Consider the following 13913-nt stretch of genomic DNA (forward strand, 5'->3'; position numbering starts at 1 on the left):
ACGCGCGTGATACGACGGATCAGGTCGTTTTCCAGAGATCAAGCCATGCCATCCGAATCCCGCTCGCCGCGCCTTGCCGTGCTCATCGACGCCGATAATGCCTCGGCCAAGATCGTGGACGGGCTGTTCGAGGAGATCGCCAAGATCGGCGAGGCGAGCGTGCGCCGGATCTATGGCGATTTCTCCAGTCCGCGCTCAAAGCCGTGGGCGGATACGCTGGCGCGCTACGCCATCGTGCCGCAGCAGCAGTTCGCCTACACCACGGGAAAGAACGCCTCCGACATCACGCTGGTGATCGATGCGATGGACCTGCTGCACAGCGGCCGCTTCGACGGGTTCTGCCTGGTGTCGTCGGACAGTGACTTCACCCGGCTGGCGGCGCGCATCCGCGAGCAGGGCATCGACGTGTTCGGCTTCGGCGAGCAGAAGACGCCCGAGAGCTTTCGGCAGGCCTGCCGCCGGTTTGTCTACACGGAAAATCTGCGCAGCGACGCGCTGAGCAGCAAGGATGTCGACAGCGCCACGGCGCCGAAGCCGCTGCAGCCGATCAGCGCGGCGACGCCGATGATCAAGAAGGTCATCACGCAGATGGAGAGCGAGGACGGTTGGGTCGCGCTCGGCGAGGTAGGCAAGCAGCTCTCCAACCTGGTCTCCGACTTCGATCCGCGCACCTATGGCTGCCGCAAGCTCAGCGACCTCGTGCGCAAGACCGGCGCCTTCGACATCGAGGAGCAGTCGAAAGGCGGCGGCTCGGTGAGGATTCGGGTGAAGGCGCCCAGCGGCGCGCAGGGGCGGTCTAGAGGAGGAAAACAGCGAGCCGCTTGATCGGAGAGCAACTTGCTAGTGCGGAGAGGTCCTAGCGTAGAAATGGTGCAAGACGTGATTGCATTGCACCGCTTTACGTTTCGCTTGCGTGAGGATTCGTGTCACCAAGGAAATCCGATGATGCGAATCTTGCTGACGTCGATTGCCGTGGCCAGAGTAATTGTAAGATATAGCGTGCAGGTCGCAGTATAGATAGTGAGAAAGTTTCGTGTAGTGAAGGAAATAGCCAAGAAAACACGTATGTTCGAGAGCTGTGCGCGGTCATAATGCGCTCCGTTTAGAGTGTAGCGTTCGGCATTTAGGAAGATGACCCACGTGAGAGCGGCATTCGTAGCGGCAGCGATATGCCATCCTGGGATGGCCTCTGGTACTAGGTAGTGGGCTATTGTGTCCCACCCTGGGATGCGTTGTGCTGTCTCCTTCAGAGAGGACCACGCTACAAATAGATAGAGTTTGGCTGCAAAGAGAGACAATACTCCAGCCGAGTAAAGTCGCGATATTCGGTAGATGGACAGGACCTGAATTTGCTGTGCAAGCTGCAGAGGATCTTCTTTTGCCTGTATAGGTCGGAACGCCCACAGAAGCGGACTCCAGATCAACGAAGTGCTTTTGATTGACCAGCGATAGGCACTAGCCGGCGCATAAACAAAAAACAGCAAATAGAATAGTCCCGCTGCGTACTTTGCTCGACCTAATGAAGGCTCAAGGGGGACGTCGGAAAACCGTACGATAAAAATCTCTGAAAACGTCGCAAGGTCCTCTAATCCCGGTGCCAGCTCAGGTAGGGTCGTCACGTCAGTGCAGAGAACGATCTTCCGCCAATTGTCAGGTATAGCGGCTATCGACTCCATCGGCCTCAAAGTTAGCTCAAGAAGAGTGGCGAAAGCTCTTGCAGATATTAGAAGCACGACAAGGCAGGTGCAGAAAAAGAAGTAGAGCGCGAATATATAGATCTCGAGAAGGAGGAACACTATGCCGAGAAGCAATAATCGCATGAAGCTTGTAGATTTGTCGACGGATGCGCTACTCGGAAACTCCTTAGGTAGTGCAGCGTGGAACACTATAGTCAGTCAACGATTAAGGCCGATCGCGTACTGCAGTGCGCGCTGATTTGAGCGGGCGGTCTGGAGTAGCGCCGCTGGCGACAAGGCAGCTAGTGCAATCAAGTGCGCAGCATGACCGCCATCAGAATAGAGGTAGATGCTCAGGCAAATAGCGGCCGCAGTCTCTGCAAGAGCTAAGATCGAAATATGATTCTCAGCAATCGTGCTCGGGGAAGAGTGCCACACGATCATCTTTAAGGTTATCCACCCTGCCGCAGCTTCGCCAGCACCTTCAACCCGCCATAGCCGTCGGCGGGGGTAATGCCGGCCTTCGCCTGGAAGTCGCGGATCGCCTTCATGGTGTCATTGCCGACGCGGCCGTCGGTGCCGCCGGTGTCGAAGCCGGCGGCGGTCAGGCGCTTCTGCATCTCCTGGACTTCGGCGAGCGTCAGCGCGCGCTCGGAGCCGGGGAAGGGCTGCAGAAAGGGCGGTGCTCCTAAGATGCGGTCGCCGAGATGGCAGATCGCGAGCGCGTAGCTCATCGCCGGATTGTAGGACTTGACCGAATAGAAGTTCGGACCCAGCAGGAAGGCGGGGCCGCCCTCGACGGGAATCCAGAGTTGCGCCGACGCGTTCGGCTGCGGGAAGGGCTCGCCGTCGGGGCGGGTGACGCCGGCGGCCTGCCAGGCCGCGTAGGTCCTGCTGCCTGAGATGTTGCCGGGGGCACGGACCTCGTAGCCCCAATGCTCGCCGCGATGATATTTGCCGCGGTTGACGAGATAGCGCGCGGTCGAGCCGAGCGCATCATCGGGCCGGCCGAATGGCGAGATCTTGCCGTCGCCATCATAGTCGAAGCCGACATTGAGCCAGACCTCGGGCATCCATTGCGTGTGGCCCATCGCGCCGGCCCAGGAGCCGCGCATCTCCTCCGGCGTGCTCCAGCCGCGGTCGACGATTTTCAGCGCGTTGGTGAGCTCGGTCTCCCAATAGGCCTTGCGGCGCGGCTCGTTCCAGGCGAGCGCGGCGAGCGCGGGAAACACCGGGCGCATGTGGTTCTGCTGCACCAACGGATCGCCGTAAGCCGACTCCACGCCCCACAGCGCGAGCAGCGTGCCGCGCTCGACGCCAAAGTCCTTTTCGATGCGCGCGAACAGCGCCTCGTTCTTCGACAGTGCCGCCTTGCCGTTGATGACGCGCCAGTCGGAGACGCGGCGGTTGATGTACTGCCAGAGCTGCTCCTTGAACTCCGGCTGGTTGCGCATCTCCTTGAACACGGACATGTCGGGCTCGAGCCGGGACATGACGCGCGTCCAGGTCGCCTGCGAGATGCCCTTGGCGAGCGCGCGGCTGCGGAAGCCGTCGCGCCAGGCGTCGAACTCGGCCGGCGCGGCCGCGGCGGGCCGCGCAGGCATGAGCAGCGCGGCGGCACCGAGGCCGGAGCGGAGCAGGGTGCGGCGGGTCGGGGAATCGGGCTGGGTCATGGCCGCCAGTGTAGCCGCTGGTGCGGGCCGGCGGCAGACCCCCTTTCAGCGTCAATCCGGATGGAACTCGGTCGCGATCCGCGCCAGCCAGCGGCGGATGGTCGCGAGCTCGCGCTGGCTGACACCGCGCGCGAGCCGGCGTTCCAGGGCCGACGCCTGTTGCCGCGCCTTGGCGAGCAAGGCGAGGCCGCGGCGGGTGAGCGTCCACTGCAGCACCCGGCCATGCACCGGATGCGGCGAGCGCGTGATGGCGCCGTCACGTTCCAGGTTGCCGATGATGACGTTGACGGTTTGCGGCGTCAGCAGCGCGACGCGGGCGCAGTCGGCGCCGGACAGGCCGGGATAGGCCTTGAGCATCGTCAGCACCACGAATTGCGGATGCGTGAGGCCGGTCGAGACCAGCGCGCGCTCGAGCGACAGCCTGGCCGCGGCCTGCGCCTGGCGTAGCAGATAGGCGAGATGTCCGTCCTCGCCGCGCTTGCCCTCGCCGGCGGCCGGGGGACGCACGGCGGTCGTCTTTGCCGGCTGCGGCTGTCGCCGCGCGCGCGATGGTGATGATGGCTGTGCCTTGCGCATAATATCAGAGCTCTGATAAATTATCAGACCACTGATAACATGAGAGACGATCCATGTCACATGCACGCAGCGAGTATGCGGATTTCAGGCGGCAGGCTCCCGAGCTGTACGACGCCATCCTCGCGGTCAGCCAGCAGGCGGCCAAGGCCGGGCTCGACAAGCAGCTGCTCGAGCTCGTCAAGATCCGGGCGTCGCAGATCAACGGCTGTGCGTTCTGCGTGCAGCATCATGTGCTGCTGGCGGAGAAGCTCGGCGTCGCCGCCGACAAGCTCAACCTCGTCGTGGTCTGGCGCGAAGCGCCGCATTTCTCGGCGCGCGAGCGCGCGGCGCTGGCCTTCACCGAAGCGCTGACGACGCTGGATAACGGCGTCAGCGACGAGGTCTATGCGCAGGCGCGCGCCGAATTCTCCGAGACGGAGGTGGTGTTGCTGACCTCGGCCATCGGCGTCATCAATCTCTGGAACCGCTTCGGCGTCGCCTTCCGCTGGACCCCGGGGGAGCGGCCGGCGCGCTCCGGCGGCTGAGCGGTCAGGAACCGCCGGGAAGCCGCGCGTGTTGTGCCTGCAAACCAGGAGGCGCACATGACCGAGCCGAACGAGCCGCTCAAGCCCGAGGATTTCCCGCTAGAGGCCGACAAGGACCGCGTGCGGTGTCAGGACGGCAAGCCGATCGCACGCACCGATAACGAAGCCATGGCCCATGAGATCGCCGAGCGGCTGAATGCGGAGGAGCACCGGCGGGAGGAGGAGAAGTGGTCGGCGTGAGGGTGGGCGCGTGGACGAACACCGCGTCGCCTAGCTTGTGATGCGAGCTATGGCGTCAGCCTTGGCGCGAAGGATGAAAGGGGGCTGGTCTCCCTGCTTGTCCTGCCCGTGTGGCTGCCCCTCACCCCGACCCTCTCCCCGTAAGAACGGGGAGAGGGAGGGCCGCGGCGAGGTTGCGGGAGCTTTGTCGACGACTAGCAGTATTGAAGGCAGGTCGCACCTGCCATCAGCTTGGACTGATCAGCACGCCCTTGTTCAAAACGGATTTGCCGGCTGCGCGCGCTTGGGGCCTCCGGGCTTTGGCTCCACGGCGAGGCTCGGATCGGTCGGCATCACGCGGGCGCCTGCGGCGCGGGCGACCTCGCCGGTCATCGAGTGACGGGCGGCGTCGGCGGATTTGATCTCCGGCGGATGCCAGCGATCGCGCACGAGCATGATGAGTGCGCCGATGCAGGCGAGCGCGATCGCTGCCGACACCAGCGCAGGTCCCGTCCTGTGATGCGATGTGACTGTCGCCATCCGACATCCTCCTTCACCCATCAACCCGCAGCCGGGGAGGTCGGTTCCGGCAGGGGCTGCGGCGCGGTCAGTTCCGGTCGCGCCCCACGGCGGCGTCGGCGGAGGGCCCGAGCGGCGAGACGGCTTGCGCCGGCGCTCTTATTGATCCGGTGGTGAGGGGAGACGGCGAGGCGGCCATCTCCGGGTCGGTGCCGATCTCGCGACCGCGGCGGCCGATCAGCCGCTCATAGGCGGTGATCAGCGTCATGTAGGGATTGACCCAGATCCAGCCGTCGCGCGTGAACAATTGGATGTCGAAATGCAGATGGCGCGTGGTGCCGTTGGGGTGGTCGAGATAGTTCGAGACCAAGCCGATCGGCTCGCCTTCGCGCAAGGAGCGGCCGTTGAGCAGGCCGTCATTGTCCATCGCGGTCGGGTTCATGTGCATGTAGCGGAAGCGGATGTGCTCGGTGCCGCTGTTGACCTGGATCGTGACGGCCTGCTGCTTGACCGAGCGGATGACGACGCCGTCGCGCACCGCCAGCACGCGCTGCCGCGAGGGATCGCAGCCATCGGGCCCGTCGCGGCGCACCGGACAGATGCCCGGACGGATGTCCTGGCCCTGATGGCCGAAGCCGCTGGCGCATTGGCCGACATTGAAGTCGCGCGCCTCGCAGAAATTGTCCCGCCAAGGATATTGGCTCCAGGGCTGTTGGCTTCGAGGCTGGTCGAGCTTGTCGCTGGCGCGCCTGCGGCCGAACGACTGCGAATGGACATAGGCCGGAGCGTCCACGGGAAAGCGGATCTGCGAATAGGCAATGCGGTCGGCGCGTCCGCTCTGGCCGCGAGCGCCTGAATTGGCGACGATGTCGCCCGGCGGCCGATAGCTGAAATCGGCGTCCAGCGTGGACGGCCGCTCGACGCCAAGCTGTGCGATCTCCGTCGCACGGCGCGCCGGCTGGCCGCCGGCGACGCGCAACGCCCGCAGGAAACGTTCGGCGACCGGGTAGGCCTCACGACAGGCGAGGCGCTTCGGCCGCGGCGCGCTGTCGAGGCATTGGATCGAGACGACATAGGGCACGCCAAAGCGCGTGAAGGCGTAGCGGACATAGCCTTCGCGAATGAAGCGGCGCAGATCGGGATATTGCGCCGAGAGCGCCTTGACCGGATCGCCCTTGCCGCCGGCGGGATCGGCGACGTCGTAGGTGATCGCCGAGCCCGTGATCTGGATCTCGATCGGCCTCGCGAAGATGCGCGGGGGCAGGCCGGAGGTCACCTCGACCGGCAGCGAGAACACGGCGTCATAGCCGGACGGGCCGGCATCGAACAGATCGGTGCGGAAATCCGCCTGGTAGCGCGGCAGGCTTTGCGGATCGATCGCGCCCTTGGCGCGCGCACCGAGATAGGCCGTGGTGTCGAACGGCAGCAAAACGGGGACCGGACTGCGTCCGATCCCCGTGAAGATATTGGAGGTCACGCTGTTGAGCTGGACCAGTGCCGGACGGCGGCGCGGATCATCCGCGGTCACGCTGCGCCGTCGCGCATCGACCGCGACGTCAGCCGCGGCCTCCGGCGCCGGGCTGAGCTCGGCGCGGAGTCGATCGAGCGCCGCGCGCCAGTCGGCGCGGTGGAGCGTGACGGCGGGGGTGGCGAGCGCCTCGGCCGCGCGCCCCGCAGGCGCTGCACCCAGCGTGATGATCGCCGCCAGGGCGGCGACGATGATGGTGACCCTTGCCCCCAATCCCCCGCGCCCCCCGGCGTCAGATTCATCCCATGTCGCCGGTCAGTCGGTCCGTCAGTCGGTCGGTCAGTCCTTGGCGCGCTCGCAGTATGAGCCATCCTCGGTCATGACGACAATCCGGGTGCCGACGGTGATGTGCGGCGGCACGCCGGTGCGGACGCCATTGGAGAGCACGGCGGGCTTGTAGGAGGACGACGCGGTCTGGCCCTTGGTCACCGGCTCGGTCTCGACGACCTCGAGCGTGACACGCTGCGGCAGCGCGATCGAGACCGGGTTGGTGTCGTGCATCGACAGCTTGACGGTCATATTCTCCTGGAGATACGCCGCCTGAGTGCCGACGACGTCCTTCGGCACCTGGACCTGGTCGTAGGTCTCCGGGTTCATGAAGTGGAAGCCGTCCTGGTCTTCGTACAGATAGGTGTAGTTGCGCTCTTCGATCGTGGCCTTCTCGACCTGGTCGGTGGTCTTGTAGCGCTCGGAGATCTTCACGCCGTCGCTGATTCGGCGCATTTCGATCTGGCTGACCGGGGTGCCCTTGCCGGGATGGATGTTCTCGGCGCTGACGACAACGTAGAGCTTGCCGTCTTGCTCAATGACGTTACCCTTGCGAATAGAGCTGGCGATGACTTTCAAAGCTGTTTTTCCTGAGTCTGGGGCCCGGCAACGGGCGGAGCCGGGCGGCGCATGGGCGCCGGATGCGGTTTCGGGGCGCAACATACTGATTTTGTCTGGCGTTGCCAGTCTTTTGGCCAGCCTTTTGGCGATCGCATGACAGGCCAGGGACCGTCCCCGTCGCCCTGGTGGTCGCCGGCGCGGCACGCCGATGTCCGGCCGTTCCTGCAGGCGAGGGCCGCGATCACGCGCGCCTTGCGGGCCTGGTTCGAGGAGCAGGGTTTTACCGAGGTCGAGACGGGGGTCCTGCAGGTCTCCCCGGGCAACGAGACCCATCTGCATGCGCCGGCCACCGAGCTGATGGCGGCGGATGGAACTCGTCAGCGAAGGTATCTCAGAACCTCGCCGGAATTCGCCTGCAAGAAGCTGCTGGCGGCCGGGGAACGCCGCATCTTCGAGTTCGCCCGCGTCTTTCGCGATCGCGAGCGCGGCGACCTGCATCTGCCCGAATTCACCATGCTGGAATGGTATCGGGCCGAGGCGCCGTACGACGCCATCATGGCCGATACGGTGGTGGTGATCGCCCATGCCGCTCAGGCGACCGGTATCAAGCAATTTGCCTTCCGCGGCCGGACCGCCGATCCCCATGCCGAGCCGGAGCTGCTGACCGTCGCGGGCGCCTTCGAGCGTTACGCCGGCATCGATCTTCTGGCGACGATCCGGGACCGAGTGGGCGACCGCGCCGCGCTGGCCGCGGCGGCGCAGGGCAAGATCCGCATCAGCGACGACGACACCTGGTCGGACCTGTTCAGCAAGCTGCTGGTCGAGCATGTCGAGCCGCAGCTCGGCAATGGGCGCGGGTGACCGTGTTGTACGAATATCCCTCGCCCGAGGCGGCGCTGGCGCGGGTGGCGCCGGACCCGCGCGTCGCCGAGCGCTTCGAGGTCTATGCCTGCGGCGTCGAGCTCGCCAACGGCTTTGGCGAGCTGACCGATGCCGCGGAGCAGCGCCGGCGCTTTGAGGCGGAGATGAACGAGAAGCAGCGCCGCTACGGCGAGCGCTATCCGCTTGACGAGGATTTTCTCGCCGCTGTCGCCGCCATGCCGCAGGCGAGCGGGGTCGCGCTCGGCTTCGACCGGCTGGTGATGCTGGCGGCGGGTGCAATGAGGATCGACCAGGTGGTGTGGACGCCGCCGGCAGGTGAGCAGCGATGAACAGGATCGAACGGCCCACGACATTGCGCAGCGCCGACGATCTCGTCGCGCAAGGCCTGGCTGATCCAAGCCAGCAGCCTGCGCTCGACCGCGTGGCGCAGCGCTACGCCGTCGCCGTGACGACGCATCTGGCGGACCTGATCGATAGCGACGATCCCAACGATCCGATCGCGCGCCAGTTCGTGCCGTCACCTGACGAGCTGATCGCGACGCCTGGGGAGCGCGGCGATCCGATCGGCGACGATGCGCATGCGCCGGTGCCCGGCATCGTGCACCGCTATCCAGACCGCGTGCTGCTCAAGCTCGTGCATGTCTGCGCGGTGTATTGCCGGTTCTGCTTCCGCCGCGAGATGGTCGGGCCGGGCAAGGACAATGCGCTGTCCGAGGACGCCTATCGGGGCGCGCTCGACTACATCCGCTCGCATGGCGAGATCTGGGAGGTGATCCTCACTGGCGGCGATCCCCTGATGCTGTCGCCGCGGCGGCTCAAGGAGATCATGGCCGATCTCGCTGATATCGATCACGTTAAGATCATCCGCATCCACACGCGGCTGCCGGTCGCCGATCCACAGCGCATCACGCCCGCGCTGGTCGATGCGCTGAAGGTTGCGGGTGCGACGACCTGGGTGGCGCTGCACGCCAATCATCCGCGCGAGTTGAGCCCATCCGTGCGCGCCGCCTGCGCGCGCCTGATCGACTCAGGCATTCCGATGGTCAGCCAGTCGGTGCTGCTGCGCGGCGTCAACGACGACGCGGCAACATTGGAGGCCTTGATGCGCGCCTTCGTCGAGACCGGCATCAAGCCCTACTACCTGCACCATGGCGACCTCGCGCCGGGCACCGCGCATCTGCGCACCACGTTGGACGAGGGACAGGCGCTGATTCGAGCGCTGCGCGGCCGTGTGTCGGGCCTGTGCCAGCCGGATTACGTGCTCGACATCCCCGGCGGCTACGGCAAGGCGCCGGTCGGACCGCAATACATCACTGCCGAGGATTCTGTTGCGCAGGATCATGCCACCGCTCCGCAAACGCGCTATCGTGTGGTTGACTATTGCGGCGAGGCGCATCTCTATCCGCCCGCTGGGGAATGAAGTGATCGGCCGATTCCGCCGACACGGAGGAGCAACATGAAGACACCTGCGATGAGGACAATCGCGATCGCGATGGGGCTCCTGATCCTGGCCGATGGCGCCGTACTGGCGCAGGGCAGCAACATGAGCAGCGATTCGACCGCGCAGGGCGGCAAGAAGCGGCGTCAGCCGCGGCCGAGCGACCTGCCGAAGGCCGAGCAGGCTGACGAGAGCTCCTCGATGGGCAATATGAGCAAGGAAGATCGCGAGCTCGATCGCAAGATCAAGAGCATCTGCCGCGGCTGCTGAGCGCAACCGCGGCGCGCGTAACCCGCGCGCCGCTTGGCTCGATCGCGTGATTACGCCGAGCGCTCACGCACGATGTCGCGACGCTTGGCGCGACGCGCCGTGACGGCGTCGGCCAACTGCTCCAGCACCTCGACCGTCGTCTCCCAGCCGATGCAGCCGTCGGTGATGCTCTGGCCGTAGGTCAAAGGCACGCCCGGCTTGACGTCCTGACGACCCGCCACGAGGTGGCTTTCGATCATCACGCCGATGATGCGCTGCTCGCCGTTCGCGAGCTGGCCGGCGATGTCGGCCGCGACCAGCGGCTGGTTCTCCGGCTTCTTGCTCGAATTGGCGTGGCTGGTGTCGATCATCAGCCGCGCCGGCAGGCCGGCCTTGATCAGCTCGGCGGAGGCCTGCTCGACATGGGCGGCATCGTAGTTCGGGCCAGCGCCGCCGCGCAGGATGATGTGGCAGTCCTCATTGCCCGTGGTTGCCGCGATGCCCGAGCGGCCGCCCTTGGTCACCGCCATGAAATGGTGCGGATGCGCGGCCGACTTCACCGCATCGGAGGCGATGCGGATGTTGCCGTCGGTGCCGTTCTTGAAGCCGACCGGGCAGGACAGTCCGGACGCCAACTCGCGATGGATCTGGCTCTCGGTCGTGCGCGCGCCGATCGCGGCCCAGGCGACGAGGTCGGCGATATATTGCGGGGTCGTCATGTCCAAGAATTCGCATCCCGCGGGCAGGCCGAGATTGTTGACGGCTGAGAGCACGTTGCGGGCCAGCCGCAGGCCCTTGTTGATGTCGAAGGAGTTGTCGAGATCGGGATCGTTGATCAGGCCCTTCCAGCCGACCGTGGTGCGCGGCTTCTCGAAATAGACCCGCATCACGATCTCCAGCCGGTCACCGAGGCGCTCGCGCAAAGCAGCGAGGCGGCTGGCGTAGTCCAGCGCGGCCTTGGGATCATGAATCGAGCAGGGGCCGACGATGACGAGCAGGCGGTCATCGGTGCCGGTGAGGATGGCGTGGATGGCGTTGCGCGCGGCCATCACCACGCGGGTGGCGGTGAGGGTGCGCGGAATCTCGCCCATCACCTCCACGGGCAGGCTCAATTCCTTGATTTCCTTGATACGAAGATCGTCTGTGGTGCTCAGCACGGCGGGCTCCTGGGTCACTTGAAGGGCACCTGCCGGCAATAAAAAAGCCGCCAGGTCTGGCGGCTTGGTCGGATATCTTGCTGCAATTTCTTAGATTGAGCGCGATCCTCCCGCCGCCAGCGAGCTGTCGAAGCTAAAGTACCAATAATAGCTGGTGGCGGCGTTGATCATGATCGTCCTATAGCGGCAGCGCGGCCGCTTGTCATCCCAAAAATCGAAACTCGGGTCGTCAGGCGTTTCTCGCCGCGAGCGCCATGCCGATCATCGACAGGCCGCCGAACAACAGGTTGATGCCGACGAGGAGGCCGATCGCCCAAGTCGCCGTCCCCGGCAGGCCGGAAATGATGATGCCGGCAATGGCGATATCGACGAGTCCCGAGATGGCGAGCCACGACCAGCGGCCGGACAGCTCGCGCCGGTGCTCCAGCGCATACATGATGGTGGCAACGCCCTCGGCGAGGAAATAGACGCCGATCACGATCGTCAATGTCACCGTGCCCTGGATCGGCTGCGCCACCAGGATGAAGCCGGCGACGATGGCGAGCACGGCCGAGAGCAGCGACCACCAGAAGCCAGGCATGCCGCGCGCCCAGAAGGTCAGCGCCAGCCCTGCGATGCCGGAGATCAGGAACATCCAGCCGAGGAAGATCGTCACCGCGAGGCTCGCCAGCGGCGTCAGGACCATGGCGAGCAGACCGAGCACCGCGAGCAGGATGCCTTCGATCAGGAAGGCCTTCCAATGCGCGCGCACGGCGGCGCTCATCCGCGACCGCATGCGCTCGAGCTCGGGCGGGATCGTATCCTGGGGAAGGGTCATGCTCATCACTCCGACAAGGCCACGAACGGGACGCCGTGCCCGCCCGCCCACAACATGGCGAGGAACGGCGGCCGGAACAAGCGCGCGAGGCGCGTTTCGTTGCAATCGAGCCCTGCGGCGGGCGGCTACGCCGTCGTCCGCATCCGGTTGCGGCCGAAGATATAGATCGTCGTTGTGACAACCAGCAGGGCGACCCCGAGCAGGATCGCGGTGAGGCCCAGGGGAACCAGGACGCCGGCGATGTTGCGGTCGGGATTGAGCAGCCAGTGCCGGATCGACGTCAGCACGAAGCCGAGGCCGATGAAGCCGGCGGCGCCGCCGAGCAGCAGCAGCGCCCACATCCGGCGCAACTGGCTCAGCCGGGCCTTCGCCACCTCGGTGCGGGGCGTGTGGTGATGCGCCACGCGGCGCACCAGCCGTGCGGCGAGCCCGATCGAGGAGAAGCCGATCAAGACGCTGACCGCGCCGAGACAGAGCCGCGAGGTCGGGTCGAGATTGGAGGCGCGTTGCAGCAGCAGCAGCGGATAGTCGAATGCTGCATGCAGCATCACCGGCGCGGCCAGCACCAGCGCCCAGCTCGACATCCGCGCGCCCTCGCGATTGTGCCGGTTGGCGCCGAGCGCGGTCGAGGTGCGCGCGATCGCAAGATAGGCCCCGGCGATGATGCCGAGCGCGCCATGGAAGGGCACCGTGAGGACGCTGCGCAGGATCGCAAGCGAGCGCCACATCTCGGCATGCTGAACCAGGTAGGCGAGGTTCTCGTAAGCCGCGAAGCCGAGGCCGACGGCCGCGCCATAGAACACCGTGTCCATGGCATTGCCGACCTGCCGTCGTCGCGACCACAGCGCGGCGATCACCGCCACCTTGGCGATTTCCTCCGGCAGGGCGACGTTGAATAGCGCCCGGACGGCTTGCGCGACCCAGGGGTTTTCGATCGCCAATCCGACATTCTGGAACGGGATCCGGATGATGCCGAGCAGCAGCACGCTCGCGGCGCCGAGCAGGAACGCGGTCCAGATCTTGAGCGGAGGTCCGGAATTATCGCCTGCCGCAACCACCAGCCACAGGATCAGCAGCGCAGGCGCGATCGCCGCGGTTCCGACCACGGTGGCGAGCGCTTCGAGCAGGTTCATTTGCGATGGCAGGTAGGCCATGGTCTCCAATCGTCTCAAACCGCTGGCGGACCCAGCCCGTCTCCTCCCGCGCGCGGCGTCACGGCGACATCGGCAGCCGCGGGGCATGACCACAATGTCGGTAAAAATCGCCGATCATCAAGGCATGGATCATCGATATGCCCCGCTGCCGCTTTCGGCCGCAGGGCTCCCGCCCGGACCGCGGCGTCAACGAATCCGGGAGCCGCCCGTAGCTGGCGTGCCGTCTCGCGCCGGCGTCTCCCGGCGAGGCTCCGGGGGCCAGGCATCGGTCCGCGACGGAGCCGGCGCCTGGGCCGTGGTCGGCGTCTCGACGCAGCTCAGCCGCGGGGTGGGATCGGCGACGCGCCGGCACTCCAGACCTTCGGCAAAGGCGGTCTGACTGATGGCGCAGGCAACGACGACAAGCGGAAAGACTTTCATGGTGCCCCTCGTATGCGGGTCCGTTGGCCCGTCATGCAACCCTCGACGAGATCCAGTCTACGGCAATGCAGCGCCTTAGTTCGCCCTGAAAGTGTGCAATTGTTTGGCCAATCTCGCCGAGATTCAAATTTCCTCGCCTCACCGGAGGTGCGAATGCGGCGCAATGCCCGCATCTGGGGCAACGGACACGCGGCGCGCGGCAGCTACCGCCCGTTCAGCATGCCCCAGGCCAGGGTGATCGCGGGCTTGATGC

14 protein-coding genes and 1 pseudogene are annotated in these 13913 nt (G+C 65.6%); 6 read left to right on the top strand and 9 right to left on the bottom strand.

Features of this window, described 5'->3' with window-relative positions; translation table 11 throughout:
* Positions 1–45: 45 nt before the first annotated feature.
* Positions 46–825 (top strand): NYN domain-containing protein, encoded by a 780-nt coding sequence (locus ACVILH_RS24205; RefSeq protein ID WP_456715127.1) that lies wholly within the window; start codon positions 46–48, stop codon positions 823–825.
* A gap of 1303 nt (positions 826–2128) precedes the next feature.
* Here the strand turns inward: ACVILH_RS24205 and ACVILH_RS24210 are convergent.
* Both ACVILH_RS24210 and ACVILH_RS24215 read right to left on the bottom strand, forming a co-directional pair.
* Entirely contained in the window at positions 2129–3349 is a 1221-nt protein-coding gene (locus ACVILH_RS24210; protein ID WP_456715128.1) for a lytic murein transglycosylase, read from the bottom strand.
* A 51-nt stretch (positions 3350–3400) separates the two neighbouring features.
* A complete protein-coding gene (locus ACVILH_RS24215; RefSeq protein WP_456715129.1) occupies positions 3401–3925 on the bottom strand; it encodes a MarR family winged helix-turn-helix transcriptional regulator in 525 nt (174 codons plus the stop codon).
* A gap of 53 nt (positions 3926–3978) precedes the next feature.
* Here ACVILH_RS24215 and ACVILH_RS24220 point away from each other — a divergent pair, with 53 nt between their 5' ends.
* Entirely contained in the window at positions 3979–4449 is a 471-nt protein-coding gene (locus tag ACVILH_RS24220; protein ID WP_456715130.1) for a carboxymuconolactone decarboxylase family protein, read from the top strand.
* A gap of 57 nt (positions 4450–4506) precedes the next feature.
* The gene (locus ACVILH_RS24225) at positions 4507–4689 is read left to right on the top strand and encodes a hypothetical protein (RefSeq protein WP_456715131.1); all 183 of its coding nucleotides are present in this window, start codon (positions 4507–4509) and stop codon (positions 4687–4689) included.
* Positions 4690–4944: 255 nt separating this feature from the next.
* Here ACVILH_RS24225 and ACVILH_RS24230 read toward each other — a convergent pair whose 3' ends face one another.
* The 3 genes from ACVILH_RS24230 to efp form a co-directional block, all read right to left on the bottom strand.
* Positions 4945–5208, bottom strand: a complete 264-nt coding sequence (locus ACVILH_RS24230; protein WP_456715132.1) for a hypothetical protein — start codon at positions 5206–5208, stop codon at positions 4945–4947.
* A gap of 67 nt (positions 5209–5275) precedes the next feature.
* Positions 5276–6928, bottom strand: a complete 1653-nt coding sequence (locus tag ACVILH_RS24235) for a M23 family peptidase (RefSeq protein ID WP_456715133.1) — start codon at positions 6926–6928, stop codon at positions 5276–5278.
* A gap of 66 nt (positions 6929–6994) precedes the next feature.
* Positions 6995–7561, bottom strand: a complete 567-nt coding sequence (gene efp / locus ACVILH_RS24240) for an elongation factor P (protein ID WP_011926510.1) — start codon at positions 7559–7561, stop codon at positions 6995–6997.
* Between the two features lie 135 nt (positions 7562–7696).
* Between efp and epmA the strand changes: the two are divergent.
* From epmA to ACVILH_RS24255, 3 genes and pseudogenes are all read left to right on the top strand, one after another.
* Positions 7697–8754, top strand: a pseudogene (epmA, locus tag ACVILH_RS24245) (EF-P lysine aminoacylase EpmA).
* Positions 8751–9845 carry a lysine-2,3-aminomutase-like protein gene (locus ACVILH_RS24250; protein ID WP_456715134.1) on the top strand — a complete coding sequence of 365 codons (1095 nt, stop codon included), beginning with the start codon at positions 8751–8753 and terminating at the stop codon, positions 9843–9845. Before epmA ends, ACVILH_RS24250 begins: the two are co-directional and overlap by 4 nt.
* 36 nt (positions 9846–9881) lie before the next feature.
* Positions 9882–10133, top strand: a complete 252-nt coding sequence (locus ACVILH_RS24255) for a hypothetical protein (protein WP_456715135.1) — start codon at positions 9882–9884, stop codon at positions 10131–10133.
* 50 nt (positions 10134–10183) lie between these two features.
* On the opposite strand, the gene ACVILH_RS24260 is transcribed toward ACVILH_RS24255, so the two are convergent.
* The 4 genes from ACVILH_RS24260 to ACVILH_RS24275 form a co-directional block, all read right to left on the bottom strand.
* A complete protein-coding gene (locus tag ACVILH_RS24260; protein ID WP_456715136.1) occupies positions 10184–11269 on the bottom strand; it encodes a 3-deoxy-7-phosphoheptulonate synthase in 1086 nt (361 codons plus the stop codon).
* Between the two features lie 229 nt (positions 11270–11498).
* On the bottom strand, positions 11499–12086 hold the full coding sequence (locus tag ACVILH_RS24265; RefSeq protein WP_456715137.1) for an HdeD family acid-resistance protein: 588 nt from the start codon (positions 12084–12086) through the stop codon (positions 11499–11501).
* Positions 12087–12211: 125 nt separating this feature from the next.
* Positions 12212–13240, bottom strand: coding sequence for a PrsW family intramembrane metalloprotease (locus tag ACVILH_RS24270; protein ID WP_456715138.1), 1029 nt, complete (start codon positions 13238–13240; stop codon positions 12212–12214).
* Between the two features lie 186 nt (positions 13241–13426).
* Entirely contained in the window at positions 13427–13660 is a 234-nt protein-coding gene (locus tag ACVILH_RS24275) for a hypothetical protein (RefSeq protein ID WP_456715139.1), read from the bottom strand.
* Positions 13661–13913 lie beyond the last annotated feature (253 nt).

Source organism: Bradyrhizobium sp. USDA 4353 (genome assembly GCF_054063215.1).

What these genes read in the sequence shown, in the direction of transcription:
- ACVILH_RS24205 (WP_456715127.1), top strand. Translation starts at nt 46, where the DNA reads ATGCCATCCGAATCCCGCTCGCCGCGCCTTGCCGTGCTCATCGACGCC.
- ACVILH_RS24250 (WP_456715134.1), top strand. Translation starts at nt 8,751, where the DNA reads ATGAACAGGATCGAACGGCCCACGACATTGCGCAGCGCCGACGATCTC.
- ACVILH_RS24255 (WP_456715135.1), top strand. Translation starts at nt 9,882, where the DNA reads ATGAAGACACCTGCGATGAGGACAATCGCGATCGCGATGGGGCTCCTG.
- ACVILH_RS24275 (WP_456715139.1), bottom strand. Translation starts at nt 13,660, where the DNA reads ATGAAAGTCTTTCCGCTTGTCGTCGTTGCCTGCGCCATCAGTCAGACC.
- ACVILH_RS24215 (WP_456715129.1), bottom strand. Translation starts at nt 3,925, where the DNA reads ATGCGCAAGGCACAGCCATCATCACCATCGCGCGCGCGGCGACAGCCG.
- ACVILH_RS24220 (WP_456715130.1), top strand. Translation starts at nt 3,979, where the DNA reads ATGTCACATGCACGCAGCGAGTATGCGGATTTCAGGCGGCAGGCTCCC.
- ACVILH_RS24210 (WP_456715128.1), bottom strand. Translation starts at nt 3,349, where the DNA reads ATGACCCAGCCCGATTCCCCGACCCGCCGCACCCTGCTCCGCTCCGGC.
- ACVILH_RS24225 (WP_456715131.1), top strand. Translation starts at nt 4,507, where the DNA reads ATGACCGAGCCGAACGAGCCGCTCAAGCCCGAGGATTTCCCGCTAGAG.
- ACVILH_RS24230 (WP_456715132.1), bottom strand. Translation starts at nt 5,208, where the DNA reads ATGGCGACAGTCACATCGCATCACAGGACGGGACCTGCGCTGGTGTCG.
- ACVILH_RS24270 (WP_456715138.1), bottom strand. Translation starts at nt 13,240, where the DNA reads ATGGCCTACCTGCCATCGCAAATGAACCTGCTCGAAGCGCTCGCCACC.
- ACVILH_RS24265 (WP_456715137.1), bottom strand. Translation starts at nt 12,086, where the DNA reads ATGACCCTTCCCCAGGATACGATCCCGCCCGAGCTCGAGCGCATGCGG.